Genomic DNA, 25,922 nt, shown 5'->3' with positions numbered 1-25,922 from the left:
CAGGGGGCGAACATCTTCGCCCCGTTGTTATTCCTGCTCGCGCAGACTTTTCCCCACGTCACCGCCCGGATGCACCGCCAGCAAGGTTTCTTTGCTGTAGCCGCTGCGTTCCATCAGGCAGGCGCAGGCGGCATCGAAAATCGCCAATACCAGCACGATAGACGTAGTTGCCAGCATATTCAGCGGATCTATCTCGTTTTCCACCCCGGTGCGGATCACCAGCTGCGCCGCATGGGCTATCGCCGAATCCGGGTTTTCCGTCACGCCAATCAGCGGTACGCCTTTGGCCTGCAGCGTCGGCAGCAAGCGGGTCAGTTCGTCGGAATTGCCGCCGCGCGAAATCAAAATCATCAGGTCATCGCCGCGTAGAAAGCCCAAATCGCCGTGCGCCGCATCGGTGGCGTTCAGGTAGATGGCCGGCCGTTCCACGCAGGCCAGCATATGGGCAATCTTGCGCGCCGCGATGCCGGAGGTGCCGACGCCGGTGACCACAATCTTGCCCCGGCACACCGCCAGCAGCGTCAGCAGCCGTTGCCAGGTGGGCTCGTCGATGCGTTGGCCAAGTTGCGCCAGTTCGCGGCTGTAAATGGCCCAGGCTTCCGTCGCTCGCTGCCATTCCTGCTGCATTACGCCTCCTCCTGCATCAGCCGGCGGTATTTCATATGGTCGTTATACAGCTCATGGAACACGCGGTATTTGCGGTCGTAATAGCTTTTTATTTTGTTGGTCTGCGGCGTGACGGTTTTACCTATGCGGCTCATGGCGCTCATCGCTTCCGGCAGCGTGTCGAACACGCCCGCCGCCACGGTGCCCATCATCGCGCCGCCCAGCAGCATCGCTTCGCTTTCTTCCGGCAGCAACATGGCGCAGCCGGTGGCGTTGGCGTGCTCTTGCACGAAGATCGGGTTCTTGGTGCCGCCGCCGCTGGCCATAATGGTGTCGATGCTGTAGCCGCTTTGGTTCATGGTTTCGATAATATGGCGGGTGCCGAGCGCGATCGCCTGAATGGTCGCCAGATAGTGCAGCGCCATGTCCTCCGGGGTACGCGACAGTTTCAGCCCGGTCAGGGTGCCGGTCAGCGTCGGGTTGGCGCGCGGCGAACGGTTGCCGTGGAAATACGGCAGCATGTGAATATCCTGGGTCAGGAAGGCGATATCTTCCGGTTCGCCGGCCATGCGGCGCAGCAGGGCGTTCAGCACCTCATAGATGGTTTGTCCCTGGGTTTTCGCCTGCGCCAGCAGATCCTGATAGCACGGATGAGACTGGATCACATGGTCAATCAACGCGCCGGTAGCGGATTGACCCCCTTCGTTCAGCCAGTATTCCGGCAGAATTGCCGAGTAATACGGTCCCCACACACCGCCGATAAAACGCGCGGTGCGCGACATCGCCATATGGCCGGTAGAAGTGCCGCCGATCAGCGCGACGCGGCGGTTAAAGTCCGCCACTTCACCGGAAACCCCGGTGGCCCCCAGCGTACCGAGGGTACCGGCATGCGCGTCGATGATCGACACGCTGACCGCCGTGCCGGCAATCAGGCCCATCTCGCCGGCGGCGCGCTGCGTCAGGCCGTGGCCCAGCGGTTCGCCCATCATTTTTACGTCGCTGCCGATCTTGGCGGCGTCGTGTTCCAGCACGTCTTCCAGCCCAATTTGTTTGAAATAGCTCTTGTCCCAGCGCTGTTCATGGCCGAGGTAAGTCCATTTGCACACCGTCGAACACAGCGAACGGGTAGCGTCCTGAGTAGCGCGCCAGGTGAGGAAATCCGGCAGGTCAAACAGGTAGCCGGCATTGGCCCAGGTGGTCGGCATATGCTGCTTCAGCCACAGCATTTTGGGGGTTTGCATCTCCGGCGAGATGATCCCGCCGACGAAGTCCAGCACCCGGTGCTTGGTGGCGTTGATGCGCTCGGCCTGAACGATCGCCCGGTGATCCATCCACACGATGATGTTCTGCTCGGTGCGACCTGACGGGCTGATGGTCAGCGGCTGGCCTTCTTTATCCAGCACCACCAGTGAACAGGTGGCGTCAAACCCCAGCCCTTTGACCTGAATCGGGTTGATATCGGCCTGGTTGACCGCATCGCGCACCGCGCTGCACACCGCTTGCCAGATATTGTCCGAAGACTGTTCGACAAAGTCCGCCTTCGGGCGGTACAAATCGATGGGCCGACTGGCCTGCCCGACCATGCGGCCGTTGAGATCGAATACCCCTGCGCGTGCGCTTCCGGTGCCTACATCTACGCCAATAAAATAACTCGCCATTGTTCTTCTCCAGTCAGGCTTTTCGATTCTGTAATGCGATAAACAGGATCAGCACACCGCCCCACAGGGCCATGGTCAGATAACTGCTGACGCCCAGCAGGTTGAGGCCGCTTTCCAGCATTTGCAGCACAATCAGCGCCAGCACCAGGCCAAGCACCCGGCCAAAACCGCCGTCCGGATTAATGCCGCCCAGCACCGAGGCCAGAATGGTCACCAGCAGGTAGGATTCGCCGTAACCCGCCTTGGCCGAGTTGAATTTGGCCATCATCAACAGGGCCGCGCCCCAGCCGAGCAGGGCGGACAGGATATACACCGCGATCTGCACCCGGGCGGTATTGACCCCGCTAAAACGGGTGGCCTGTTCGTTGGAGCCGATCAGGTACAAACTGCGGCCCAGCGTGGTGTGCTCCAGCAGCAGCCACAGGCCGACGGCCACCAGCAGGAACAGCAGCAGCGCCACCGGAATGCCGAGCAGGCTGCCGTTGCCGAAGTACTGAATTACCGCCGGGAAGCCGGAGATCACCGCGCCGTTGGACAGCAGGATATTCAGGCCGGTGATCAGCGTCATGGTGCCGAGCGAGGCCAGAATCGGCGAAACGCCGACCCAGGCGACCAGCACGCCGTTAAGCGCGCCGATGGCGACCGCGACCAGCAGCCCGGCCAGCAGCGCCAGCGCTAAAAACAGCGGTTGATCCGGATGGCTGACGATAATCGCCGCCATCACCAGCGAGCAGGCGTTGGCACCGGCGATGATCGACAGATTAATGCCGCCGGTCAGCATGGTAATGCCCATTCCGAGCGCCAGCATGCCGAGGATCGGCAGTTGCGAGGCGATCGACTGGAAGTTGCCGACGCTGAAGAAACGCGATCCGAGCAGCCCGGCAAACAGCAGCGCCACGGCGATGATGATCGCGCTTTGCAGGCGGATGATCCGATCGTTCGGGATCAGGCGGGTTAACGAATTCATGTCATAGCTCCTTGGCCAACTTGCGTTTTTCATTCCAGGCGGTGCTGCTGATGCTGATCAAAATGATCGCGCCGCTGAACACCTGGTGCCAGTAAGCCGACACGCTGAGCAGCGTCAGGCCGTTTTGCAGGAACGCCAGCAACACTACGCCAAGCAGCGTGCCGGTCAGAGAGCCGCGGCCGCCGGTCATGCTGGTGCCGCCGAGCACCACCGCCGCCAGCACCGTCAGCTCAAAGCCGAGCAATGAGTTGGGGGCGACCGACTGGGTGATTTGCGCCTGAACCACCGCAGCGATACCGGCCAGAATACCCATGTAGCCATAAACGTAGAAGTGCAGCCGCAGCAGGTTCAACCCCAGGCGCGACGCCGCATCGCGGTTGCCGCCCATGGCGAAGATCTGGCGGCCGAGGCGGGTAAAGTTCATCAGCACGCCGGTGACGATCACTACCGCCAGCAGGCACAGCAGCGGCAGCGTCAGGCCGTAGTCGTAGCCATCGGCGCCCTGGAACGAGAACCAGTTGATGCCGTCCATAAACCAGTCCGGGAAACCGTACAGCCAGGTGCCGTTGGTGGCGTACACCAGCAGGCCGTAGAACAGGTTCAGGGTGGCGATGGTGATGATGATGGCCGGCACTTTCAGCCAGTACACCAGAAAACCGTTCACCAGCCCGAGCAGCAAGCCGACGCCCATCGCCAGCACGAATGCCAAAGGGAAGCCGCCGCCGTGCTGGATAACCCAGGTAGCCATCACATACTGGGCGATGGCGGTGATAGCCGGGAACGAAATGTCGATGCCACCGGCAATCAGCACCACGAACAGGCCGCAGGCGAGAATGCCGAGAATGGCGTAGCTGGTGGCGACGTCGGTCAGGTTGCCGAGCGTCAGGAACTCGCTGGTGCCGACGCTCAGGCCAATGGCCAGCAGCAACACCAGCAGGCCCAGGTAAAATTCGTGCCGGCCGGCCAGGCGGGCCAGTAATGACTTATCCATTCACCACCTCGGCGATCTGTTGTTCGGTGCTGTGGTGCGGCGAAAACTCGGCGATCAGTTCGCCTTTGCGCATCACCATCACCCGATGGCTGTTGTAATAGGCTTCCGGGATCTCGTCGCAGATCATCAACACCGCCATGCCGAGCTCGGCCAGATCTTTGGCGATCTGGTAGATCCCCTCTTTGTTGGCGATATCCACCCCGACGGTGGGCGAGTCGAGGATCAGGATCTTCGGCCGGGTCGCTACCCACTTGGCGATGGCGATACGCTGGGCGTTGCCGCCGGACAGGGTTTTGACCGGCAAAGCGCTGTCGGACACCTTGATGTTCAGGTCACGGATCAGCCGGTTGACCAGCTCGGTCGCCTTGGCGTGATCCAGCAACCCAAGCGGGGTATGCAGCTGATCAAACACCGTGACGATGGTGTTGTCGTAGATCGACTGTTCCATGATCAACCCCTGGGTCAGACGATCTTCCGACACGTAGCCGATGCCGTGACGCACCGCGTCGCGGTTGTTGTGCAGCCGCACCGGTTGGCCGTCGATTTTGATTTCACCGCTGTCCGGGCGCGTCATGCCAAACAGGCTGAGGCACAGTTCGGTGCGGCCTGCGCCGAGCAGCCCGACGATCGAGACTATTTCGCCGCCGCGCAGTGAAAGATTGATGTCCCGGTATTTGCCGCGCCGGTTGAGGTTGCGGACCTCGAGCAGCGGGGCGGTATCGGCTGGCGGGCGTGCCGGCAGTTGGCTGTAGTGGAAGCGTTGGCCGGTCATCAGGAACGCCAGTTCGTGGCTGTCGAGCTGGCTTGCCGGGTAAGTGCCGACCAGCTTGCCGTCGCGCATCACGCTGATACGGTCGGCGACTTCCATCACTTCATCCAGTCGGTGGCTGACAAACACCACGCAGATGCCCCCCGCTTTCAGCTCGTTGACCACCCGCAGCAGGCCGTTGACCTCCTGACGCGTCAGTGACGCGGTAGGCTCATCCATAATCACCAGCCGCGCTTCGGCGGCTATGGCACGGCAAATCGCCACCAGTTGGCGATCGGCAATCGACAGTTTTTCGACTTTTTTATCGGGATCGATGTGCACTCCGATGCGAGCCATGGCGTCCAGCGCGGTCTGGCGCATCACCTGCTTGCGTACCCAGAAATGGCCGCCGGGCAGATAGCGATGAATGGCGATATTTTCCGCCACCGTCAGATTGGGGAATAACGACAGGTCCTGATAAATCACCTGAATACCGTAATAGCCGGAGAGCTGCGGCGTCAGGGAATGAAAGAGTTTGCCTTCCAGCGAAATATTGGCGCCTTTTTCCGGCTGATAAACCCCGGAAATAATTTTAATAATGGTGCTTTTGCCGCAGCCATTTTGTCCGGCCAGGCAATGCACTTCACCAATATTCAGCGTCAGGTTGATCTGGTCCAGTGCCAGCACGCCCGGAAACTTTTTACTGATATTTTCCAGGCTGATAAATGCGGTGGATGCTGCCATAGCGTTAACCCGTGCAGGTTTTTATACCCGTCATCTTTCAAGTTGCAGCGTTGTTATCTGCACTTGCGCACCCCAGTTACTTACTAAAGTAAGCGCCTGGGGATGAGCAAGCTGGCCGCCTAGCTGCAAGTTGAAAGCTATAGGGTATATTATAATAGTGGCTGAAATTCGGTGCGCGGTGGTTTGCGCACCGACGTTATTTAATGATTTTCCCGGTGTGGAGCAATATTACTTAAGGTTAGAAGCCTAGCGATTTGGCATTATCTTTGGTCACTTCAAGAATTTTATTAAACCGAATCACTTTTTTATCCATATCGACGTCGGCTTTACCCAGCCCTTCGATCGACAAATCTTTGGTTACTTCCTTGCCCTGCAACAGTTGGTCGGCCACCGTCACCAGTGCATAGCCGGCGTCTTTCGGATCCCACAGCAGCACTTTCTTGATATCGCCGCGCATCAGGTAAGGGGCGGCCTGAGCCGGCATGGCGATGCCCACCACGGCGATTTTGTCCTTGGCGCGCTTCTTGGCGACCGCCTGGCCGGCACCGATCGGGCCGAGGGAACCAAAACCGATAATGCCTTTCATCTGCGGATAGGTTTTCATCAAATCCAGCGTGGTGGCGTAGGATTTATCGATGCTTTCCGCCACCGGCAGGCGCGAAGTGACTTCGAACATGTCTGGGTATTTGGCTTTCTGGTATTTGATGGCGGAATCGGCCCAGGCGTTGTGCAGCGGCACGGTCAGCGAGCCGACGTAAATGGCGTAACCGCCTTTGCCGCCCATGTCTTTCGCCAGTTCATCAACGTTGGCCTGCGCATATTTCTCGCTGTCGATGGTTTCTATGTCCCACTGGCCGATCTGCTGATCCGGGGATTCATGGGTCAGCACCACAATGCCTTTCTCGCGCGCTTTTTTCAGCACCGGCTCCAGCACCTTGGCGTCGTTTGGCACCACGATGATGGCGTTAACGTTTTTGGCGATCAGGTCTTCAATCACTTTGACCTGTGCGGCCGGGTCTGGGGTGGAAGGCCCGGTTTGGTAAGCGTTGACGTCGAGCTTCTTGGCTGCGTCGTTTACGCCCACTTCCATACGGTTGAACCAGGGAATGCCGGTCACTTTGGCAACCACGGCGATTTCGTACTTTTCAGCGGCAAAAGCAGGTGTTGTCGATAACATGCACGCAGAAACCACACATGCATTTAATAATGCGAGGTTAAATTTCATTCGCTGTACCTTTTTTATCTGTAGGGGTGGATGTTTTTCCACCAGTGCAGATTACAAAGGAATGGAAGAGGGGGCGTAACCGACGTTGGAGAAATGTGATCTGCGCACATTGAGGTAAAATTATGGCGGTTTTAATGTTAATTAAATGTTTAATAATTTAGTAGTGGTAATTTTACTACGAAAAATCATCATTTATTTAACAAAATAAACCATATTAATTTACATGTAAGCAACTTTGTGAGAAAGGGAATGGCATTTTGGGGCGGTAAAAATGCCGGCAGGGGAGCCGGCATTGAAGCATTTAACGGATGTGTGAGAAAGATCACCTTAAGGACGGGTTACAGCACACCTTGTGCCAGCATGGCGTCGGCAACCTTGACGAATCCGGCGATATTGGCGCCATGCACATAGTGAGTTTGCTTTCCTTCACCGCCGTATTCGACGCAGGCTTGATGGATATCCGCCATGATATGTTGTAAACGTACATCCACTTTTTCTGCCCGCCAGCTGATGCGCGCCGCATTCTGCGCCATCTCCAGCCCGGAAGTGGCCACGCCGCCGGCGTTGGCGGCCTTGCCTGGGGCAAACAGCACGCCGGCATCCAGGAACGCATCGGTAGCCTGAATAGTCGTGGGCATATTAGCCCCCTCGGCCACAGCTTTGACCCCGTTGCGGATCAGCAACTGTGCGGCTTCCAGATCCAGTTCGTTTTGGGTCGCGCACGGCAGAGCGATATCCACCGGCACGCTCCACGGCTGCTGGCCGGCCAGGTAGGTCAGGCCGCGCTCACGGGCGTAGTCTTCCACCCGGCCATAACGCTGATTCTTGATTTCCGCCAGATGGGCCAGCTTCTCGGTGGTGAAACCGGTCTCATCGACCACGGTGCCGCCCGAGTCAGACGCGGTGATCACGCGCGCGTCCAGCTCCAGCGCCTTCTCGATGGCGTACTGTGCCACATTGCCTGAACCGGAAACGGCGACCCGCATCCCCTCAAAGCCCAGTCCGTGGCGTTGCAGCATGGCGTCGGTGAAATAGACCAGCCCATAGCCGGTGGCCTCGGGGCGGATCAGACTGCCGCTGAACGACAGCCCTTTGCCGGTAAACACGCAGGCGGTGTTGTTGGACAGTTTTTTCATCATGCCGGTCATAAAGCCGACTTCACGGCCACCAACGCCGATATCCCCAGCGGGCACATCGGTATCCGGGCCAAGATGGCGGTACAGTTCCGTCATCAGCGACTGGCAGAAACGCATGATCTCCGCCTGGCTTTTGCCTTTAGGATCGAAATCCGACCCGCCTTTACCGCCGCCCATGGGCAAGGTGGTCAGCGCATTTTTGAAGGTCTGTTCGAAGCCGAGGAATTTCAGAATCGATAAATTCACCGACGGATGAAAACGCATTCCGCCTTTATACGGCCCGATGGCGGAATTGAACTGCACGCGCCAGGCGCGGTTAACCTGCACCTGACCGCGATCGTCCACCCAGCTGACGCGGAACTGGATGGCACGCTCCGGTTCCACCAACCGCTCCAGCAACGCATGCTCGCGATAGCGCGGGTTGCGTTCGATAAACGGCCACAGCGAGGTAAACACTTCTCTTACTGCCTGCAAGTATTCAGGCTGGTGGGGGTTGTGGCGTTGTAGCGAGGACAAAAACGACTCTACCGATACGGCATTTTCCATGGATAACTCCTTTATACCCGTCGCCTTTCAAGCTGTAGCCTTGTTAGCTGAGCTCGCGGTTCCCCAGTGACTTACCTAAGTAAGCGCCTGGGGAGCCGCGAGCTGGCTGCCTGGCCACAGCCCGAAATTCATAGGGTAATACTATTAATTTCCCCCATTATTTTTATAAATATTGGTATGAATAAAGCCTGGGGGATGATGTTGTGTCTTTAGCGACTATATCACTGGAGGGCGGTTGATTAACAAGCGATTAATGATCGCGGTAGAACGAAAAACGCCCGCAAGAGGCGGGCGTTGGCAGGCTAAGTTTGCGAGCGCTTACTTAATCTTCGGCGCTGTCTTCTTCGTCACGCAGCGGCACAATCAGCATGTCGATATGCACGGTGTTGATCAGCTGGCGCGCAGAGGACATCAGCTTGCTCCAGAAATCCTGGTGGTGACCGCACAGCACCAGGTCCATGTCGTATTTCTTGATGGCATCGACCAGCACCTGCGCCAAATCGCCGCTGCCGCTCAGGGTTTCGGTAATCGGGTAACCGGCATTTTGCGAAAGCTCGGTCAGCGCGTGGTGGGTTTCCTCGGAGATACGTTTTTGCATATCGCCGAGATTAACGTCGATCAGGCCGGTATACAGGTCGGAATAGTTCACATCTACGTGGATCAGGGAAACTTTGGCGTTGTACGGTCGCGCCATAGATACGGCTTTTTCCACCAGAATTTTGCTCTCCGGGGACAGGTCTACCGCAATCAGAATGTGTTTGTAAGCCATGAGAATACTCCTTCCATATAATGCCGATTAAAGGGTTAGCAGGCATTTCAGCGTACCAGCCTGGCGCTTTAGGTTTACCTGCATTTTATCATTCAGATAACACAATGATATGTTGGGGCGATCACAGTGTGCTGCATCAAAAAATCTCTTCATCTCTACCCCGTCAGTTTTACACCCGCCGGGTTGAGAATCCTACCATTACTGGGGTTATTGGCAGTTTGACTGCTTGAAACATAAGCATTCTTAAACAGAGTATAGTCCCAAATGCTCATCTGGCCGTGGAAAATGCCGGACATGGCAGGCAGAGCGGTTATCACTTATAACCAACGGGTGGATGACAAATAGGCAGGTTGCGGTAAATTTTATCTACTGCTCAGGCCTGTTTGCGTTTCATTCACCTACAATAATGAATATGGGCCTCACCCTTTCTCCTCTGAGTCAGTCCGCGCTACGGGTTCCTTGCCGGGCGACGGCTGGTTTCAGAGGCTGTGGGTTATGCGCGGCCCGAGCGGTAAAAAGGGGATCGGAGCGGTAGGCTCCCGCAGTAATGGGCATCGAGGTAGGGCAGTTGGACCCGGCGGAGCGCCGTGGATAACAACGCCTTGAGGGGGCAATCATGATCAGTACCGTCGCGCTGTTTTGGGCTTTGTGTGTGGTGTGTGTGGTAAACATGGTGCGGTATTACTCTTCTCTGCGTGCGCTGCTGGTGGTGTTGCGCGGCTGCGATCCGCTGTTGTACCAATACGTCGACGGCGGCGGTTTCTTTACTGCCCACGGTCAGCCGAGCAAGCAGTTGCGGCTGGTGCGCTACATCTTCTCGCAGCGCTACGTCGAGCATCACGATCCGGAGTTTATCCGCCGTTGTGAGCGGGTGCGCGGGCAGTTTATGCTGACTTCCGCCCTGTGCGGGCTGGTGGCCATCAGCCTGCTGGCGCTGATGATCTGGTATTAAAACCGGGCAATTTCCCTGGATACGAGCAAAAAAAAGGCGGCCACATCGGGCCGCCTTTCTCATTGAACACGCTGCTTAGATAACCTTAAGCGCCAGCCAGTACAGTGAACCGGAAAGCAGAATCGAAATCGGCAGGGTCAGTAACCAGGCCAACAGGATGTTCTTCACGGTTTTACTTTGTACGCCGCCGCCGTCCACGATCATCGTCCCGGCTACCGCCGAAGAGAGCACGTGGGTGGTGGAAACCGGCATACCGGTGTAGCTGGCCACGCCGATCGACAAGGCCGCGGTCATCTGAGCCGACACGCCCTGAGCGTAGGTCATGCCCTTCTTACCGATTTTCTCGCCGATGGTGGTGGCAACGCGCTTCCAGCCAACCATGGTGCCGAGTGACAGCGCCAGAGCAACCGCAACGATGATCCACAGCGGTGCATACTCAACGGTTTGCAGCAGATCCTGACGCAGGTTCTTCAGGAAACGCTGGTCCGCAGCGGAGGTTTCCGGCAGTTTGGCGACCTTGTCTGCGGTATCCGTTACGCACATCAGCAGGCGGCGCAGATGGCTGCGCTGTTCTACCGTCAGTTGATCGTAACTTTGCAGATTGTTCAGCAAGCCCTGCGTCAGCTCAATCGCCGGCATGGCGCGGGAACTGTCACAGTGGAACTCGGTCGGCTTATTCGGCGAAACCTCATCTTCCGGGCTTGGCACCAGCGGCGTCAGGGACACCACGTGTGACAGGGCATCGCCATGCTGCTGGTAATATTGCTGCAGGTGGGTCACGGCATCACGCGTACGGGTGATGTCATAGCCGGTTGCATTCATATTGACCACGAAGCCGGCCGGCGCAACGCCGATCAGCACCAGCATGATAAGGCCGATGCCTTTCTGGCCGTCGTTGGCGCCGTGCGAGAAGCTGACGCCGATAGCCGACAGGATCAGAGCGATACGGGTCCAGAACGGCGGCTTGCGTTTGCCGTCGACCTTTTCACGTTCCGCAGGGGTCATGTGGATACGCTGGCGTTTCTTGTTGCCGCTCCAATAGCGGCGCAAGGCAAACACCATCAGCCCGGCGACCATCATGCCGACCAGCGGCGAGATGAGCAATGACAGGAAAATACCGATCATTTTCGGGACGTTAAGCGCATCCACCACCGACGTGTGGGTCATCAGTGCATTGGTTAAACCAACACCGATAATTGCGCCAATCAGCGTGTGGGAACTGGAGGCCGGCAGACCGAAATACCAGGTGCCGAGGTTCCAGATAATCGCCGCCAGCAGCATGGAGAAGACCATGGCTAATCCGTGCGCTGAACTGACGTTCAACAACAGATCGGTAGGCAACAGGTGAACAATGGCGTAAGCAACACTCAAACCACCGAGCATAACGCCAAGAAAGTTGAACAAGCCCGCCATCACGACCGCAAGTTGCGAGCGCATGGCACGGGTATAGATTACTGTAGCGACCGCATTGGCCGTATCATGAAAGCCGTTGATGGCTTCATAAAACAACACGAACAACAATGCGAGAATTAACATCAGGCCGGTATGGAAATCCAGGCCTGCGAACAAATGCAGCATAAGCGTTACGCCAGTTTGTGGACATGAACGCCGCGCATTATCCGTGACAACCGGGGCCGGGGAAAAGGAAAATATGACGTTTTTTTGATTTAGATATGACGAAACGATGGCGCTCGCATGACAAAGATATGAAATATCATAACCTTATGCTGATAAGCGTACTGTAATATTTTCTTACTATGGCGCTGACGGCGGCATGGCTTTACAATCTGCCGCCGTAAAGTTGTCGGTTACCGGTAGCGAAACGGCGTAATATGGCGGCCTTTTGTCGCGATTGTGGTTTTTATTCGGAGAGGCGCAGGTGGAACAGTTTGATGTCGTGGTAATAGGTGCGGGCGCAGCGGGCATGTTTTGCGCCGCGCAGGCGGGGCAACTCGGTTGCCGGGTACTGCTGCTCGATAACGGCAAAAAACCGGGACGCAAAATCCTGATGTCCGGCGGCGGACGCTGTAACTTTACTAATATGTACACCGAACCTGCCGCTTACCTGTCGAACAACCCGCATTTCTGTAAATCGGCGCTGGCGCGATATACCCAGTGGGATTTTATCGATCTGATTAACCGCTACGGCATCGCCTACCATGAGAAAACGCTGGGGCAGCTGTTTTGTGATGACTCGGCGCAGCAGGTGGTCGAACTGCTGGTTAAAGAGTGCGAACTGGGCCAGGTGACGACGCGCCTGCGCAGTGAAGTGCTGGGCGTGGAAAAAACCGAAGCCGGTTTCGAGCTGGCACTGAATGGCGAGAAAGTGAGTGCTCGCTCACTTGTGGTGGCCAGCGGCGGACTTTCCATGCCGGGGTTGGGCGCGTCGCCGTTCGGCTACAAGCTGGCGGAGCAGTTTGGTCTTAAGGTGTTGCCGACCCGCGCCGCGCTGGTGCCTTTTACCCTGCATAAACCGCTGCTGGAACACCTGCAAACGCTGTCCGGCGTCTCTGTGCCGGCGGTGATCACCGCCGAAAACGGCGTCAGCTTCCGCGAAAGCCTGCTTTTCACCCACCGTGGCCTTTCCGGCCCGGCGGTATTGCAACTTTCCAGCTACTGGCAGCCTGGTGAGTTTGTGAGCGTTAACTTACTTCCTGCGCTCGATCTGGCGGGCTTCCTTAATGAGCAACGTCAGGCGCACCCCAACCAAAGCCTGAAAAACACCCTGGCGCTGCACCTGCCAAAACGCCTGGTGGAGTGCCTGCAAACGCTGGGGCAATTGCCGGAAGCCACGCTGAAGCAACTGAATCCCACGCAACAGGCCGCGCTGGTCGAAACCTTGCAGAATTGGCGCGTGCAGCCGAACGGCACCGAAGGCTACCGCACCGCAGAAGTGACGCTCGGCGGCGTAGACACCAAAGAGCTGTCTTCCAAAACGATGGAAGCCGGCAAGGTGCCCGGCCTGTACTTTATCGGCGAAGTGGTGGATGTGACAGGGTGGCTGGGCGGTTATAACTTCCAGTGGGCCTGGAGCTCGGCCTGGGCTTGCGCTCAGGCGCTGGCGGCGCAGGGGCAGTAAGGCTGACACCCCGCACAAACTGGCGGTATCTCGACTACGACTCCGTGCTTCAGCGATATCATCAGGGTTAAGATTGGATGATTTTATTTAGTCATCGCAAAAGGCTGCATTATATTTATATTCGGCCCCGCCCATTTCTGGGCGGGTAAACAAGAAATTTAGTTTCTAATATGAGAGTTTCCGAAAAATAACTTAATCAAAAAATATAAAAACCTGACTATACACACGCTGCAAGTAATTGAAACCAATAATACGGAAATGCCACTCGGCGCGGGATACCATGATGAAAATCCCACTCCAGCCCCACTTAGCAAGGAGGCAGAGAGAAATATACCAATAACTACCGATATTAATTTAAGCGCTTTGTCATTCATGTAATCACCTGGAAATGAAGATAGACTTGCCGCCATTAAAACATCCACCGGTAACTGCATCACCAACCAATCCAACAGTCGTGCCGGCTAAGCCACTGAATGCACCTGTTGCCGCACCCAGTCCCATCCCATTGATACCGTCTTTCGAGGTATTTTTGGTGCAGTAATTACCTGAACCACTATTGTTACTGGATTTACTTCCCCTGTTACTTCTTCCGCCATTGTCGGTACGATCGTTTCCATTATTACTGCGCTCACCAGATACATACTCTAACAATGAGCAATCAATCACTTTCATAAACAACTCCGTCTGTCGAAGTAATCAATAAGATTATTAAATGTGAAACAGTGTAATTAATTAACTTATTCCTGATTCATTAGCAAGTTATATCGTTGATGAGCGTGCAGATAGGCTTGAAAATCAAATTCATTCATATGAGTAAGTAATAATTAAATTTTTAAATATAATTGTGATTTGTTTATTTTACACTTATTATCAATGAGATGAGTGGCCGCATGGCTAAAAACTCTCTTGTGCCGTTGTGCGCAGGATCTGTACGCCAGCCTGTGCAGCGGTGCTGCTGGCCGAAGTTTGCAATATTGCTCACGAGCCGCTTATCAAACACAATATTCAAGTACCAACTGAGTTGGGGAAGACGGAATTTCATCCGAGCCGAGACATTAGCCAGCACTCATGCGCGGCTGGATAATTTTCCTACATTGCTATACACACGGCAAGATTTCTCACTATATCAACAACTGTTTAATTTTCTCCTTTTCATAGCACCTGAATTGATTTTTCCTGTAGGTCCGACTTCTGTAATTCTCGGCAATGCTCAAGTCCGCAGTTCGAGTCGTCGCTATGATGCCATCGTGAACTACATTTTCACGTCGTAAAGATGAGGTTCTCACCGGATTTGCCTGGACAGTCAGGATCACTAGGATCGTGTCGACTAACAGGGTTAGAGGGTGAACAAGAACTTGCTCATCCTCCAACACCGATTCTTCGCTTGCTAAAGCATGTAAGCTCCATCAGTAATTAGGGGAATTGGTAATATAGTTTGCCAATGATAATGTTCAATGCAGGTATATCATCAGAGAGACTGGCGCTTTGAAGAGCGTCTATAGCAGAGTCGGCCCAATAAACCAGGTCACTAATAACCGCGTAACTTAATATTGAACAATCAATCTTGTCAATTCTCCCAATAAAAACGGAAAGTTTCAAACTGATATAGACAAGTATGTTCCCAATCGGGGAGCTTATCTTATTGTCGCATTCATTTTTAAGTGTATGCAGTGCATTAATGAGTTCATCTTTTTGTTCTTGAGTTGCCATTATTTTGTCCTCTTAAAGTGTCGCGACCAGAAGTGGAGTGAATTCTTTGACAATATCTTTAATGTAACCCACGGCTTCTTTTAAATTGTCTTTCTGGATTTTAATCCTCTCCTCTTTTATTTTTTCATCGGTGATTTTATCATCGATAATCGAGATTAATCCTATGTGGTATTTCTGGAATGCGTCAATGGCTCTCTCGGCGGCAGTAGGTTCCTTGATGCTTTTCTGTGTCAGATTATTGAGGGTCATTAGTTTATCAATATAGTCTGATGATTTTTCTATGTCTAAAGGATGCGGGTAATCTCTGTTTCTTTTGTTAAAGTTATCTACGGAAAAATTAAAGATGTCTCGTCTCATTATATTATCATATTTATCTTTTAACTGATGGATGTCTTTCTTAACCAAATTCAAATTGTCAGCTTGTTTTTGACCTTCGTTTTTAATCAATTTAGAAATATCACGCCCATTTTTTTCTTCTTCAGCAAGCCTTTGCAAAAATGCGGCCAAGCCATTTATGGATTTTTTTTGGTTGTCGGTAAGATTGGCCAGGGCTTTTACCGATTCGGCTTTCGATAATGCCTTATTAACGAGATCACCTATAGGGTGTTTAGGGTCCGAGGTGTACACGGTCAGGGCCGTGAGATAGTCTGAAAATGCAGAGAGGATGTCCATATCCGGTTTGAACATTTTCTCATGCAACGGCATGATACTCATTGTCATTGCATTTTTCTTTTGAATGTCGAGCGGTGTTGCACAAAGAGGTGTATTCGGATTAGGTATAGGGTCTTCCGCTATTCTTACAGTTATGTTTCCATCGATATTGAACTTACAATTAGGCTGGGTCGCATATATAACAGACGCTCGTTTTTGCTGAAGAATTAGTAATGCGGAAAAATATTTTTGCGACTCACTTATTGCCTCATGTCCCGCCGTTACTGTTTCTTGAGTGTGGTTCATAATTAATTTCCCAGAGCTACAGCCGGTAAGTAACAAGACAATGATTAGCTTAGTAATATATGTTATCATTTTCATGAATGTTCTCACTATGGTAGTTTATATGATAAAACCGTAAACTTGCTCCGGTGTACCAATAGAAAAAAGCCAATAATAATGCCATGAGGTAGAACGCAAAAATCATTCAACAGAATACTGGTTATTTTTTGGAACATCTAATTTTACATGCTATTGGTCCCATGCGTGTATAGCATGCAAACCATTATGTTGATAATATAAATTTGATTAGTGATACTATTAAATCTAATGCTTGTTTTGATTTATTCCAGTCATTTCATGACCTCTTTAGAATAACCATAATAAATTGTGTCATTCATCATCCTTGCTCCCTTATTTTTGGGGTTTTCTGCTATTAGTTTTTCCAAATGCAGAATAACCTAACGATTTACCTGGCTGTTATCCTTCTGCTCTGGCGGACAGGATCCGGGTTTCCGGTTTCTGTAATAATAGGTTTGGTTTTCTTCCTGCCTCGAACAGGGGATTCGACGCCTTTACTCCTATGCAATACCACCGAAAAGTATGCGTGAGAAATAATTTGGATTAGGTAGAAAGATGACTCGATAATTGCTTGCTTATACTATATTTCAGCTAATTGTTTATGTGTTTCATGGAAGTATAATTTTTAATTAATATTATAATAATCATTCGGTTATTTTTATTTTAACTGTATTGCCGCTACCTTTAGGCAGAGGCAATAAAGCCCAGTTAACCCGCCCGTCAAATGCCCTTTTTAAATGCCGCGCCGCCCAGGAACATGCTCACCGCGTTGCTGACCATCTCGCGAATGCGCGGCAGGCTGATCGGCTGCAATTCGCGCTGGAATACCCGCATGTCGATCTCGGCGGTGAGCAGTGAAAGGAACTGGGTTGCTTTGAGGTAAGGATCGGCCAGCCGCAGTTCCTGGCGATCCATGGCGGCGGACATCAGCACCGACAGTTTTTCCACGCTCTCGCGCGGGCCGGCCTCGTAAAACAGCGTGCCGATATCAGAATGCCCGGCCTCGGCAACCACCATGCGGTAAACCGCCATTGCGCTGTTGTCGTTGGTCAGCACCAGCAGCATCTGTTCGCCGAAGCGCGTCAGCGTTTGTTCCAGCGTCTCCTTGCCCCGTTTTTCATTCATCAACTCGGTGGCGGCTTCGGAAAGATGCTGGGTGGCGTGCTGGCGAACAACGGCGGTAAACAGCTCCTCCTTGGAAGGAAAATACCCGTACAGCGTCGCTTTGGAGCCGCCGACTCGTTTCGCCAGTTCATTCATCGATGCACGCTCATAGCCCATCTCCTGAAACAGCAGTGCCGCCTCTTCAACGATGGCATCGCGGCGCGCGTTGGTCCGTACTTTCATCATCTCTCCTGCAAGCTAACCGGGAAATCGCACAAAAAAAGACATCTTCTTGACAAGCGAAGAATATCAATGCAAAACTCAACTGTACAGTTTTGTTTTGGCGGTTTTTTATCCATTTCAATGTCTGTTTACCCCGCTGGGCGCAGCGGGTAAATATCGTCGCTGAAACAGCACGTTCTGACCAATATTGGTGGCATTTTCTTTTACAGGATCACCTAAATGTTCGCATACCTCAAGGTTTCTCGTCCGGCAATGCTGGCACTTGCCATCGCGCTGGTCGGCTGCGCCGGAACGCCGCCGGTGCGTTACGCCAGTATTGATTCATCGTCACAGTTAAAGCCTAACACTGACGATCAATCCGACCGTATTCCTTACCGCTATTCCACCCCGGTGGAGTGGAAAAAATACACCAACATCATCATTGAGCCGGTTGTCATTTATCAGGGCGCGGACAACCAGTTTGGCGAGGTCTCGCAGGAAGATCGCAAGGCGCTGGCAGACTATATGCACAGCAAATTCAGCGAAGCGCTGCGCTCCCGTTTTCGTGAGGTCAGCAGCCCGGCACCCGATGCGCTTCGCCTGAAGCTGACGCTGACCGGGGCAGAGACCACCACGCCGGTGGTCGGCACCTTCACCAAGTTTGATCTGGCGGGCGGGCCATACAACATCGTGCAATCCATTCGCGGTAAAGAAGGGATGCTCAACGGCTCGGTCAATTACGCCGTCGAGGTCTATGACGCCTCGACCCAGCGCCTGCTCAACGCTTACGTCGCCAGGCAATACCCGAACGCCATGAACGTCGGCGCCAGCATCGGCTCGTTGAGCGCCGCCGAGGTAGGGATCGATAAAGCCGCTGAAGAACTGGCTGGGATCCTGAAGTAAAGAGTGTGAAGTATAGAAAGAGTCAGTCAACACCAAGGGGAAAACAGGCGGGCAAACGCGGCCTGATAATAAAAAATGAGGCGGGTAGCAGGCACACGCCGGTTATCCGCTCTCAACATCTTGCCAGGAACCTCGTTCCCATTAACCTGATGAAAATCTTACCCAATATGGTGGTGTGTCGGCACTGCGACAGCGTCTATCGCTACCGGCCACTCACGGCGGGTGACGAAGCGCGCTGCCTGCGTTGTCGCGCCACGCTCTATCGCGCCGGGCAGATCAACACCGAACGGATGTTGGCGCTGGCGCTGACCGCAATCATCGCTTTTGTCGTGGCCAACGTCTGCCCGGTGATCGGCGTCAGCTTCCATGCGGTGCAGAATGTCGCCACCCTTTGGCAGGCCGCCGTGGCGCTGGCTCAGGGTGTCACGCTGCCGCTGGCGGTTTGCATGGTGTTCTTACTGATTGTGGCGCCTTTTCTGCAAATAACGCTCTTCGGCTGGGTACTGATGTTTGCCCATGCGGGCCGTTGCGCGCCGGGTTTTATCGGTGCTGTCAGGCTGCTGAAATGGCTGCGGCCCTGGAGCCGGGTTGAGGTCGGCATGTTGGGGTTTTTGGTGGCGGCCATCAAACTGTCCGGTTTTTTGCAGGTGGTAGCAGGCCCCGGCAGCTGGGCGATGGCGGCCCTGATGTTGCTGATTGTCATCATCGGCAGCCAGGATCTTCAACCATTGTGGGAACGGGTTCCGGTAGCACCGGATGAGGGGGCGGAAGATCATGAATAGGCCACTCTATGCCCGGCAAATTAACGTGGTGGGCTGTCCGACCTGCGGGTTGGCGTGCCGTCACCTTTCCCGCTGCCCGCGTTGCCGTACCCGGTTGCATGGTCGGCAGCCCGGTGGCCTGGCTCGCCCCTGGGCATTGCTGATCGCCGCCGTAATGTTGTATATCCCCGCCAACCTTCTGCCGGTGATGTCCACTCGTCTGTTCGGCAAGGACAGTGAAAGTACCATCATGGCCGGAGTGATCGATTTCTGGCGTGCCGGCTCCTATGGCATTGCGCTGGTGATCTTTGTCGCCAGTGTAGTGATCCCCTGCATGAAATTTCTGAGCCTCGGCCTGCTGTTGTTCGCTTCCCGGCGCCGCAGTACCTGGGCGATGGGCGAAAGAGCAAGGCTCTACCGGCTGACCGAAGGGATCGGTTATTGGTCGATGCTGGACGTGGTGGTGGTGGGCGTCGTGTCGGCGCTGGTGCAGTTCCAAACGCTGAGTGCGGCGGAACCCCGCAGCGGCATCCTGTTTTTCGGCCTGGTGGTCATCCTGACCATGTTGTCCGCCATGGCTTATGACCCCCGCCTGATCTGGGAAGGTGACGATAAGTGAACCCGATTCCACAACAACCCGGTGAGCCTGGGGTGATCCGTCGCCGCTGGCCATCGCCGATCTGGCTGGTGCCGGTCATTGCGCTGCTGATCGGCGCTTCGATGCTGCTGCATGCCTGGCTCGCGGCCGGCCCGGAGATCGCCATTACCTTCCAGACCGCCACCGGTCTGGAGCCGGGCAAAACGGCGGTGAAATATAAAGACGTGACGGTCGGCGTCGTCAAAGATATCCAGCTGCGTGGCGACGACTCGCAGGTGCTGGTGACGGTCAGCCTCAACGAAAGCGCGGAGAACCTGGCCCGTGCCGACACTCGGTTCTGGGTGGTGCGCCCGCGCGTCGGTATCGGTGGCGTCACCGGTATCGATACCCTGCTGTCGGGAGCGTACATCGGCGTGGACAAAGGAAGCTCGGCCCGCACCCGCAGCGCTTTCACCGGGCTTGAATCGCCGCCGGCCATCATCAACGACATGCCGGGCTCCCGCTTTGTGGTGCAGACCGACGACTTGGGCTCGCTGGATATCGGCTCGCCGGTCTATTACCGACGGGTGCCGGTAGGGCGGATCGCGTCCTATCAGCTTAATGCCGACGGCAAGAGCGTCAGCCTGCAAATCTTTATCGATGCGCCTTACGATCGCCTCGTGACGCCGAACTCACGTTTCTGGAACGCCAGCGGCCTGGACGTGTCGGTGGGCGCCAACGGATTCCGGCTCAGAACGCAAACGGTCGCCGCCATTATGGCGGGCGGCATCGCCTTCGCCACGCCGGAAAACGCTTCAGGGGCTTCCCCCGTCGGGCCGAAGGGCGAATACGTGCTGGCTAAAGATCAGGAATCCGCTCTGGCCGCGCCCGATGGCCCGCCGATGCGCTTCAAGCTGCGCTTTGAGCGTTCATTGCACGGTCTGGAAGTCGGTGCGGCGGTCGAGTTCTCCAGCATCAAGATTGGCCGGGTGGTCTCGGTCGATCTGGATTACAGCCCCCAAGGCTACCGCTTCCCGTCGGTGGTCGGTATCGAGGTTTACCCGAACCGGCTTGGCAACGTGTTGAGCAAGCTGCCGAAGCAAAACCGGGGCCTGGAGCAAGAGACAGCGGCCTTTACCCGCGATCTGGTGGAGCACGGCCTGCGCGCTCAGGCTACGCCGAGCAACCTGCTCACCGGGCAGCTTTATATCTCGCTGGATTTTGTACCCAATGCCGCCAGGGTGCCGTTTGATATTCATGCCCGCCCGCTGGTGCTGCCGACCATCAACGGCGGTTTCGACCGGCTGCAGGAGCAGATCGCCAGCATCGTCAGTAAGGTGGATAAAATGCCGCTGGCGTCGATTGCGCAGAACCTGAACGCCACGCTGGCCGGGGTGGATAACAGCCTTAAACAGGTCAATGGCCAGACGTTGCCGGCGGCGAATCAACTTCTCAGGCAGATGAGCCAAACGGCGCAGACCGCACAAGATCTGCTGGCGGAAGACTCGCCGCTGATGCTGACCTTTAGCCAGTCTTTACAGGAAGCGCTACGCGCCCTGCGTGCGGTACGCAACCTGGCTGACCAACTTGATCGCCACCCCGAGTCGCTGTTGCAAGGCCGAACTGAGGATCCCCCTCTGCTCAATCCAGGCAGCCATGACTCTTCTCTGCAAGGTTCGAAAAAATGATGTCACCGTCGCGGCTCTGTTTTTTGATGCTTATGGTTTCGCTGACCGCCTGTTCTTCCCCGTCGGTGCATTACCACACGCTGGTGGCGCCGGCAGCCGATCCGCCGCCGGTGCAGCCTGCACCCTTTCTGATTGCCGTACTGCCGGTCGGTATTCCGCCGCAGATTGACCTGCCGCAACTGGTGGTGCGTCAGGGGCAAAGCGGCGCGCTGGTGCTGGAAAATGAACGCTGGCTCAGCCCGCTTGGCGATGAGATCCGCACCGCGCTTTCCGCCGAGCTGGTGCAGCGTCTCGGCACGCAGGACGTTGCCGGGCTGGCTAAAGCCGGGGAGACCCCCACGGTGAGAATACAGCTTGAGATACGGCGTTTTGACGCCTGGCCGGGACGAGCCGTCGAGTTAGACGCCGGTTGGAGCCTGAATGTATCGGGGCGAAGGCTGGTGTGCCGCAGCCGCCTGACGCAGGCCGTTCAGCCGGGCTATACGGCGATGTTGCAGGGGCAGCAGCAGGTTATCGGCAATCTTGCAGGGCGGATTGCCGCCACGGCCCGGCATTGGGCGGTGGACGATCGGGGCCGCTGCGCGCCCTGACCACAGGACAACTCCGCTAATCAGGGCGACTGAGACATTGTCTTGACAGTGGGATAAAATCAGTGCAAAACTAAACTGTACAGTACCGTTATGTATTGATACGTTCATCTGCGCTGATGTCATGGGAGAAGCTATGAAAAAGTGGGTTTTACTGGGCTGCGGTATCGCTTCGGTGTTTTTACTGAGCGGCTGCCTGTCCATAGGTTGGTAATGAATTGTCTTGGATAAGCCGGTGGCCGGCACTGATGGGGCCACCGCTTTTTAATACCTTTTACCGTTGATGCCTGGGGAAAGAAAATGAAGAAAATGTTTGTTCTGAGCTGTATCGCCGCGGCGTTTTTATTAAGCGGCTGTATTTCCCTCGGGAAACATAGCCATCATAACCGCTCGTATTACGAGGAGGCGCAATATGGCCAATCGCAATACGACAGAGATAGCGTTTATCGCTACGAACGTGGTGATTATCGAAGAAATTGACCCTGATTGACATCGCCGCCTCAGAGCAGCAGGCGTCGCGAATCACGCTGATAATCCACCTCCGTAGGGCGTAATCATGAAAACTGCGCTTCCTGAATTGAATACCCTGATCGCCACCTTCGCCGAACAACCGTTCCAGGCAAACAGCGACGATACCCTGATTCGGGCGGCAAAAGCCGCACAGCAACTTCTGCCGTTTATGCAACACGCCGGCATCGTTGAACCGGAGCTCGGCATTGCCGCGTTTATCGCTGATTTACTGCATTTACAACACTATCTGCACCTCAATAATCAGAGTGAACATACGATTGACCGGGTGGTTCAGCTGGCGTTCCTGCACTTTGACGTCGATACGCGGCAGCCGTAGGCAAAACGCAGGCCCGGTGCCGCCGGATAGACTAAGCTGATTTTTAGAGGGCTTATCCGGGGTATTCACCATGCATATCATTCTTGCACCTACCAATCTGGGGCTGAGCCCCTTGCGACCGGGCCATGTTCCCGGAACCTGGCGAGCGCCGCAGGCGCTGATGGCACAGGGTTTGGCGCAAAGGTTGGGAGCGGGGGCCGTCACCGAGTTGCCGCAACTGATCTATTCGCCGGCAGCGCAGCCCGGTACCCGCATACGTAATGGTCATGCGATTCGCGCCTTCACTCTCGCGTTGGCCGCAGAGGTTGCTGCGGCGCAGGCGCACGGCGAGTTCCCGCTGGTGGTCGGCGGCGATTGTTCGATTCTGCTGGGGGCGCTAGCCGGTTCACGCAGTGCGGGGCCGCTTTCGCTGGTACACATCGACGGGCACAGCGATTTCCGTCATCCCGGCAACTATGATCCGCAGCAGATGTTGGGTGCGGTGGCGGGGATGGATTTGGCGTTGGCGACCGGGCGCGGGGAACCGCTGCTGACCGAATGGCCTGGCGTAGCAGGGCCGTTGGTGCCGGAGCGGCAGGTTTTACAGCTGGGCGAGCGTGAGTGCCGGGACGCGGATTTTGCCTGGCCGGATATCAATCAAACGGCAATTGCGCGCATTGACGTCTTCGCCGCCAACCGGATGGGCAAAGCGGAAATTGTGCGGCAAATCGAACAGATGCTGGCCACCGAGCCGGAATGGCGCTTTTGGCTGCATCTGGATGTGGACGTGCTCGATCAAACCATTATGCCGGCGGTGGATTCCCCCGGTGGCCCCGGAATCGATCGCCTCTGGCTGGAAAATATCGTGGCGCGGTTGCTGCAAAATCCGTTGTGCTGCGGCATGACGCTGTCGGTATTCGACCCCGAGCTCGATCCCGACGGCCGGTACGCGGCGCTGATAGTGGAAATGCTGGAGGCGATGTTCCGCTCCCGCTGACGGCGTTATGCCTTGTGCGTCGACAGCTGGATGCTGGTTTCGGTGTTGGAAATGCCGGCGATGCGCCGGATACGGCCCAGAATTTTATCGAAACTCTCCAGGCTGTCGGTGCGGATCTCCAGCAGAATGTCCCACTTGCCGTTGGTGGTGTGCAGGGTGAACACCGCCGGTTCGCCGCGCAGCTGTTGCAACACGCTTTGCGCCTTGGTGCCTTCCACCGCCACGCACATCCAGGCGCGAATGCGGTTATGTTCCACGCCCGGTTTCACGCGGATGGTGTAGCCGGTAATGATCCCCTGCGCTTCCAGCGCCTCAATTCTTTTTTGCACCGTAGCGCGCGAAACCCGGACCTTGTTGGCTATCTCGGTCACCGAGCTGCGGGCGTTTTCGCGCAGCAGCGCGAGGATCTGGCGATCGGTATCATTCATGGTGGCAAAGTGTCGGCTGGTGGTGGCGATTTGTAAAAATATAGAGCAATTTAGTCATTTTTTACACTGCCTGGTGTCACATTGATTTTCCATAATAGGGTCGCGTCATTCCCCCGATCCCTGTGAGAAATATCATGCAAACCACCCAATCCGTTTTGATGATCCGGCCTTCCGGCTTTGCCGCGAATAAACAGACCCAGCACAGCAATTTCTTTCAGAAGGCCATGCAGCATCATGAACATCACGCGGCCGGGGCATTAATCGCCTTTAACGGCTACGTTGACGCCTTGCAGCAGGCCGGTGTCGACGTGAGGGTAATGGATGATATCGCCGGGCAGGAAACGCCGGACGCATTGTTCCCGAATAACTGGATTGCGCTGCTGGGCGACGGCAGCCTGTTCACTTTCCCGATGGAAGCGGAAAACCGACGACGGGAACGCCGCCAGGATATTGTCGCGCAGCTCGCCAATGATTTCGTGATTGAACGGCATATCGATCTTTCCGCTCACGAACTGGCCGGGCGTTTTCTGGAAGGCACAGGTTCGCTGATCCTGGATCACCCGAACAAATTGGCTTATTCCTGCTTGTCGTCACGCAGCTCTCCAGAAGTGGGGCGCGAATTTGAGCGCCATTCCGGCTATAAAATTATCTGGTTCGACGCCGTAGATCGCCATAATCAGCCGATTTATCACACCAACGTGATGATGAGCGTCGGCGTGCGCTACGCCATTCTCTGCCTGGAAAGCCTGCGCAACCCGGAGCAAAAGCGCAGGGTGATCGCCACGTTGCAAGGTAGCGGCAAAACCCTGATTGACGTCAGCTACGCTCAGATGGAGGCGTTCGCCTGCAACGTGCTGGAACTGCGCGCCAAAGACGGCAGCCCGGTTTACGCCATGTCGACCCGCGCCTGGGCCAGTTTTACGCCGCCGCAACAGGCGCTGATTGGCGGCTACGCCCGGCTGGCGCTGGGGCCGATCGACATTATCGAAGATCTCGGCGGCGGGGGCGCGCGCTGCATGCTGGCGGAGATCTTTCTGCCAAAGAAACGCGCTCTGGCCTGATCCCGCGGCGTTTCAGTTCAACCCCATCTGATTGAGCAGCATTTTGTTCAGTTCGGTATTTTTGCGCACGTTCAATTTACGCATTGCCGAACGCTTGTGGGCGCTGATGGTCTTCTGGCTGCGGTGCAGCATCCCGGCGATGGTGCAGGCGGACATGCCGGTGCTCATCAGCTTCAGCACCTTCTTTTCGCAGCTGCTCAGGGCGGCGATGCGGCACTGCCGGCATTTCCAGAGGGTGCTGGCGTGCAGTGCCACCCAGGGTTGCTGGCAAAAGCGTTCCAGCGCCATGTGGAGCTTGTGGCGAACGGTAGCGGCATCGTCGCGTCGGTTAATACTGAACAACGCAGGGTGGGCGTGCAGATAACGGGTGTCGAGATCGTCGAGGATCAGCACGATCATTTGCCGATGGCGCGGCGTCTGGTACGGGCTTTGGTAGCAACTGGCGCAGCCGCATTGGTCTTCCAGCGTGTGGAACACGATCTCGATTGGCTCCAGATTGCGCAGTGCATGCAGATGCCCGCGGCGGCTGTGATTCAGGTCATGCAGATACTCTTCCAGCAGTTGCCGTAACCCCTGCTGATAAAAGTTATCGCTGCCCAGCAGGGTGAACCGAATATTAAGCATAG

26 protein-coding genes and 1 pseudogene are annotated in these 25,922 nt (G+C 55.5%); 12 read left to right on the top strand and 15 right to left on the bottom strand.

Annotated elements, in window-relative coordinates; genetic code table 11:
- Positions 1–27 precede the first annotated feature (27 nt).
- The 8 genes from SERAS12_RS23980 to uspA form a co-directional block, all read right to left on the bottom strand.
- A complete protein-coding gene (locus SERAS12_RS23980) occupies positions 28–627 on the bottom strand; it encodes an SIS domain-containing protein (RefSeq protein ID WP_013814920.1) in 600 nt (199 codons plus the stop codon).
- On the bottom strand, positions 627–2,264 hold the full coding sequence (locus SERAS12_RS23975; protein WP_013814919.1) for an FGGY-family carbohydrate kinase: 1,638 nt from the start codon (positions 2,262–2,264) through the stop codon (positions 627–629). The genes SERAS12_RS23980 and SERAS12_RS23975 overlap by 1 nt, the downstream gene beginning before the upstream one ends.
- Before the next feature lie 13 nt (positions 2,265–2,277).
- Positions 2,278–3,231 carry an ABC transporter permease gene (locus tag SERAS12_RS23970; RefSeq protein ID WP_013814918.1) on the bottom strand — a complete coding sequence of 318 codons (954 nt, stop codon included), beginning with the start codon at positions 3,229–3,231 and terminating at the stop codon, positions 2,278–2,280.
- Position 3,232: 1 nt separating this feature from the next.
- Complete coding sequence (locus SERAS12_RS23965) at positions 3,233–4,222, bottom strand: ABC transporter permease (RefSeq protein ID WP_013814917.1); 990 nt, start codon at positions 4,220–4,222, stop codon at positions 3,233–3,235.
- Positions 4,215–5,714 (bottom strand): sugar ABC transporter ATP-binding protein, encoded by a 1,500-nt coding sequence (locus tag SERAS12_RS23960; RefSeq protein ID WP_013814916.1) that lies wholly within the window; start codon positions 5,712–5,714, stop codon positions 4,215–4,217. Before SERAS12_RS23960 ends, SERAS12_RS23965 begins: the two co-directional genes overlap by 8 nt.
- Positions 5,715–5,952: 238 nt before the next feature.
- The gene (locus tag SERAS12_RS23955) at positions 5,953–6,939 is read right to left on the bottom strand and encodes an autoinducer 2 ABC transporter substrate-binding protein (RefSeq protein WP_013814915.1); all 987 of its coding nucleotides are present in this window, start codon (positions 6,937–6,939) and stop codon (positions 5,953–5,955) included.
- A 338-nt stretch (positions 6,940–7,277) separates the two neighbouring features.
- Positions 7,278–8,621: an NADP-specific glutamate dehydrogenase gene (gene gdhA, locus SERAS12_RS23950; protein WP_013814914.1), complete on the bottom strand. Its 1,344-nt coding sequence runs from the start codon at positions 8,619–8,621 to the stop codon at positions 7,278–7,280.
- Positions 8,622–8,943: 322 nt separating this feature from the next.
- A complete protein-coding gene (gene uspA, locus SERAS12_RS23945) occupies positions 8,944–9,390 on the bottom strand; it encodes a universal stress protein UspA (protein ID WP_004951550.1) in 447 nt (148 codons plus the stop codon).
- A 616-nt stretch (positions 9,391–10,006) separates the two neighbouring features.
- Here uspA and uspB point away from each other — a divergent pair.
- Positions 10,007–10,342 carry a universal stress protein UspB gene (uspB, locus tag SERAS12_RS23940; RefSeq protein ID WP_013814913.1) on the top strand — a complete coding sequence of 112 codons (336 nt, stop codon included), beginning with the start codon at positions 10,007–10,009 and terminating at the stop codon, positions 10,340–10,342.
- A 75-nt stretch (positions 10,343–10,417) separates the two neighbouring features.
- Here uspB and pitA read toward each other — a convergent pair whose 3' ends face one another.
- Positions 10,418–11,920, bottom strand: a complete 1,503-nt coding sequence (gene pitA, locus SERAS12_RS23935; protein WP_004951543.1) for an inorganic phosphate transporter PitA — start codon at positions 11,918–11,920, stop codon at positions 10,418–10,420.
- A gap of 301 nt (positions 11,921–12,221) precedes the next feature.
- On the opposite strand from pitA, the gene SERAS12_RS23930 reads away from it, so the two are divergent.
- The gene (locus SERAS12_RS23930; protein WP_006328685.1) at positions 12,222–13,421 is read left to right on the top strand and encodes an NAD(P)/FAD-dependent oxidoreductase; all 1,200 of its coding nucleotides are present in this window, start codon (positions 12,222–12,224) and stop codon (positions 13,419–13,421) included.
- Between the two features lie 378 nt (positions 13,422–13,799).
- Here SERAS12_RS23930 and SERAS12_RS25980 read toward each other — a convergent pair whose 3' ends face one another.
- A complete protein-coding gene (locus tag SERAS12_RS25980; RefSeq protein ID WP_013814912.1) occupies positions 13,800–14,093 on the bottom strand; it encodes a hypothetical protein in 294 nt (97 codons plus the stop codon).
- Positions 14,094–14,339: 246 nt separating this feature from the next.
- Between SERAS12_RS25980 and SERAS12_RS26765 the strand changes: the two are divergent.
- Positions 14,340–14,521 (top strand): annotated as a pseudogene (locus SERAS12_RS26765) (Tn3 family transposase); the annotation flags it as partial.
- Between the two features lie 313 nt (positions 14,522–14,834).
- Here SERAS12_RS26765 and SERAS12_RS23920 read toward each other — a convergent pair.
- The 3 genes from SERAS12_RS23920 to SERAS12_RS23910 all read right to left on the bottom strand — a co-directional run bounded on the left by SERAS12_RS23920 (position 14,835) and on the right by SERAS12_RS23910 (position 17,489).
- A complete protein-coding gene (locus tag SERAS12_RS23920; RefSeq protein WP_013814911.1) occupies positions 14,835–15,131 on the bottom strand; it encodes a hypothetical protein in 297 nt (98 codons plus the stop codon).
- Positions 15,132–15,143: 12 nt separating this feature from the next.
- Positions 15,144–16,163, bottom strand: coding sequence for a hypothetical protein (locus SERAS12_RS23915; protein ID WP_013814910.1), 1,020 nt, complete (start codon positions 16,161–16,163; stop codon positions 15,144–15,146).
- A 699-nt stretch (positions 16,164–16,862) separates the two neighbouring features.
- Positions 16,863–17,489 (bottom strand): TetR/AcrR family transcriptional regulator, encoded by a 627-nt coding sequence (locus SERAS12_RS23910; RefSeq protein WP_004951537.1) that lies wholly within the window; start codon positions 17,487–17,489, stop codon positions 16,863–16,865.
- A gap of 219 nt (positions 17,490–17,708) precedes the next feature.
- On the opposite strand from SERAS12_RS23910, the gene SERAS12_RS23905 reads away from it, so the two are divergent.
- The 8 genes from SERAS12_RS23905 (at position 17,709) to SERAS12_RS23875 (ending at position 23,807) form a co-directional block, all read left to right on the top strand.
- The gene (locus tag SERAS12_RS23905; RefSeq protein WP_013814909.1) at positions 17,709–18,371 is read left to right on the top strand and encodes a DUF3313 domain-containing protein; all 663 of its coding nucleotides are present in this window, start codon (positions 17,709–17,711) and stop codon (positions 18,369–18,371) included.
- A gap of 149 nt (positions 18,372–18,520) precedes the next feature.
- Positions 18,521–19,153: a paraquat-inducible protein A gene (locus tag SERAS12_RS23900; RefSeq protein WP_013814908.1), complete on the top strand. Its 633-nt coding sequence runs from the start codon at positions 18,521–18,523 to the stop codon at positions 19,151–19,153.
- Entirely contained in the window at positions 19,146–19,751 is a 606-nt protein-coding gene (locus SERAS12_RS23895; protein WP_013814907.1) for a paraquat-inducible protein A, read from the top strand. Before SERAS12_RS23900 ends, SERAS12_RS23895 begins: the two co-directional genes overlap by 8 nt.
- On the top strand, positions 19,748–21,397 hold the full coding sequence (locus tag SERAS12_RS23890; protein WP_013814906.1) for an intermembrane transport protein PqiB: 1,650 nt from the start codon (positions 19,748–19,750) through the stop codon (positions 21,395–21,397). The genes SERAS12_RS23895 and SERAS12_RS23890 overlap by 4 nt, the downstream gene beginning before the upstream one ends.
- The gene (locus tag SERAS12_RS23885; RefSeq protein WP_013814905.1) at positions 21,394–21,987 is read left to right on the top strand and encodes a membrane integrity-associated transporter subunit PqiC; all 594 of its coding nucleotides are present in this window, start codon (positions 21,394–21,396) and stop codon (positions 21,985–21,987) included. The genes SERAS12_RS23890 and SERAS12_RS23885 overlap by 4 nt, the downstream gene beginning before the upstream one ends.
- 297 nt (positions 21,988–22,284) lie before the next feature.
- Positions 22,285–22,464: a hypothetical protein gene (locus tag SERAS12_RS25975; RefSeq protein WP_013814904.1), complete on the top strand. Its 180-nt coding sequence runs from the start codon at positions 22,285–22,287 to the stop codon at positions 22,462–22,464.
- 76 nt (positions 22,465–22,540) lie between these two features.
- Positions 22,541–22,831 (top strand): hypothetical protein, encoded by a 291-nt coding sequence (locus SERAS12_RS23880; protein WP_013814903.1) that lies wholly within the window; start codon positions 22,541–22,543, stop codon positions 22,829–22,831.
- A 70-nt stretch (positions 22,832–22,901) separates the two neighbouring features.
- Positions 22,902–23,807, top strand: a complete 906-nt coding sequence (locus SERAS12_RS23875; RefSeq protein WP_013814902.1) for an arginase family protein — start codon at positions 22,902–22,904, stop codon at positions 23,805–23,807.
- 5 nt (positions 23,808–23,812) lie between these two features.
- Here SERAS12_RS23875 and SERAS12_RS23870 read toward each other — a convergent pair whose 3' ends face one another.
- Entirely contained in the window at positions 23,813–24,235 is a 423-nt protein-coding gene (locus tag SERAS12_RS23870) for an Lrp/AsnC family transcriptional regulator (RefSeq protein ID WP_013814901.1), read from the bottom strand.
- Positions 24,236–24,369: 134 nt separating this feature from the next.
- Here SERAS12_RS23870 and ctlX point away from each other — a divergent pair, with 134 nt between their 5' ends.
- Positions 24,370–25,296 carry a citrulline utilization hydrolase CtlX gene (ctlX, locus tag SERAS12_RS23865; protein ID WP_013814900.1) on the top strand — a complete coding sequence of 309 codons (927 nt, stop codon included), beginning with the start codon at positions 24,370–24,372 and terminating at the stop codon, positions 25,294–25,296.
- A 12-nt stretch (positions 25,297–25,308) separates the two neighbouring features.
- Here ctlX and SERAS12_RS23860 read toward each other — a convergent pair whose 3' ends face one another.
- Positions 25,309–25,920, bottom strand: coding sequence for a LuxR family transcriptional regulator (locus SERAS12_RS23860; protein ID WP_013814899.1), 612 nt, complete (start codon positions 25,918–25,920; stop codon positions 25,309–25,311).
- Positions 25,921–25,922: the final 2 nt, after the last annotated feature.

The organism is Serratia sp. AS12 (assembly GCF_000214195.1).
Classification (GTDB): domain Bacteria; phylum Pseudomonadota; class Gammaproteobacteria; order Enterobacterales; family Enterobacteriaceae; genus Serratia; species Serratia plymuthica.
This window is presented reverse-complemented; position numbering and strand designations above follow the sequence as displayed.

Excerpts from the sequence above, each read along its gene's own strand:
- SERAS12_RS23900 (WP_013814908.1), top strand. The coding sequence starts at position 18,521 with ATGAAAATCTTACCCAATATGGTGGTGTGTCGGCACTGCGACAGCGTC.
- uspB (WP_013814913.1), top strand. The coding sequence starts at position 10,007 with ATGATCAGTACCGTCGCGCTGTTTTGGGCTTTGTGTGTGGTGTGTGTG.
- SERAS12_RS23915 (WP_013814910.1), bottom strand. The coding sequence starts at position 16,163 with ATGAAAATGATAACATATATTACTAAGCTAATCATTGTCTTGTTACTT.
- SERAS12_RS23965 (WP_013814917.1), bottom strand. The coding sequence starts at position 4,222 with ATGGATAAGTCATTACTGGCCCGCCTGGCCGGCCGGCACGAATTTTAC.
- SERAS12_RS23975 (WP_013814919.1), bottom strand. The coding sequence starts at position 2,264 with ATGGCGAGTTATTTTATTGGCGTAGATGTAGGCACCGGAAGCGCACGC.
- SERAS12_RS23970 (WP_013814918.1), bottom strand. The coding sequence starts at position 3,231 with ATGAATTCGTTAACCCGCCTGATCCCGAACGATCGGATCATCCGCCTG.
- SERAS12_RS23955 (WP_013814915.1), bottom strand. The coding sequence starts at position 6,939 with ATGAAATTTAACCTCGCATTATTAAATGCATGTGTGGTTTCTGCGTGC.
- SERAS12_RS23895 (WP_013814907.1), top strand. The coding sequence starts at position 19,146 with ATGAATAGGCCACTCTATGCCCGGCAAATTAACGTGGTGGGCTGTCCG.
- SERAS12_RS23880 (WP_013814903.1), top strand. The coding sequence starts at position 22,541 with ATGAAAACTGCGCTTCCTGAATTGAATACCCTGATCGCCACCTTCGCC.
- SERAS12_RS23960 (WP_013814916.1), bottom strand. The coding sequence starts at position 5,714 with ATGGCAGCATCCACCGCATTTATCAGCCTGGAAAATATCAGTAAAAAG.
- SERAS12_RS23980 (WP_013814920.1), bottom strand. The coding sequence starts at position 627 with ATGCAGCAGGAATGGCAGCGAGCGACGGAAGCCTGGGCCATTTACAGC.
- SERAS12_RS25975 (WP_013814904.1), top strand. The coding sequence starts at position 22,285 with ATGAAGAAAATGTTTGTTCTGAGCTGTATCGCCGCGGCGTTTTTATTA.
- SERAS12_RS23875 (WP_013814902.1), top strand. The coding sequence starts at position 22,902 with ATGCATATCATTCTTGCACCTACCAATCTGGGGCTGAGCCCCTTGCGA.
- SERAS12_RS23920 (WP_013814911.1), bottom strand. The coding sequence starts at position 15,131 with ATGGCAACTCAAGAACAAAAAGATGAACTCATTAATGCACTGCATACA.
- SERAS12_RS23860 (WP_013814899.1), bottom strand. The coding sequence starts at position 25,920 with ATGCTTAATATTCGGTTCACCCTGCTGGGCAGCGATAACTTTTATCAG.
- ctlX (WP_013814900.1), top strand. The coding sequence starts at position 24,370 with ATGCAAACCACCCAATCCGTTTTGATGATCCGGCCTTCCGGCTTTGCC.
- SERAS12_RS23910 (WP_004951537.1), bottom strand. The coding sequence starts at position 17,489 with ATGAAAGTACGGACCAACGCGCGCCGCGATGCCATCGTTGAAGAGGCG.
- SERAS12_RS23870 (WP_013814901.1), bottom strand. The coding sequence starts at position 24,235 with ATGAATGATACCGATCGCCAGATCCTCGCGCTGCTGCGCGAAAACGCC.
- SERAS12_RS25980 (WP_013814912.1), bottom strand. The coding sequence starts at position 14,093 with ATGAAAGTGATTGATTGCTCATTGTTAGAGTATGTATCTGGTGAGCGC.
- SERAS12_RS23885 (WP_013814905.1), top strand. The coding sequence starts at position 21,394 with ATGATGTCACCGTCGCGGCTCTGTTTTTTGATGCTTATGGTTTCGCTG.
- gdhA (WP_013814914.1), bottom strand. The coding sequence starts at position 8,621 with ATGGAAAATGCCGTATCGGTAGAGTCGTTTTTGTCCTCGCTACAACGC.
- SERAS12_RS23905 (WP_013814909.1), top strand. The coding sequence starts at position 17,709 with ATGTTCGCATACCTCAAGGTTTCTCGTCCGGCAATGCTGGCACTTGCC.
- pitA (WP_004951543.1), bottom strand. The coding sequence starts at position 11,920 with ATGCTGCATTTGTTCGCAGGCCTGGATTTCCATACCGGCCTGATGTTA.
- uspA (WP_004951550.1), bottom strand. The coding sequence starts at position 9,390 with ATGGCTTACAAACACATTCTGATTGCGGTAGACCTGTCCCCGGAGAGC.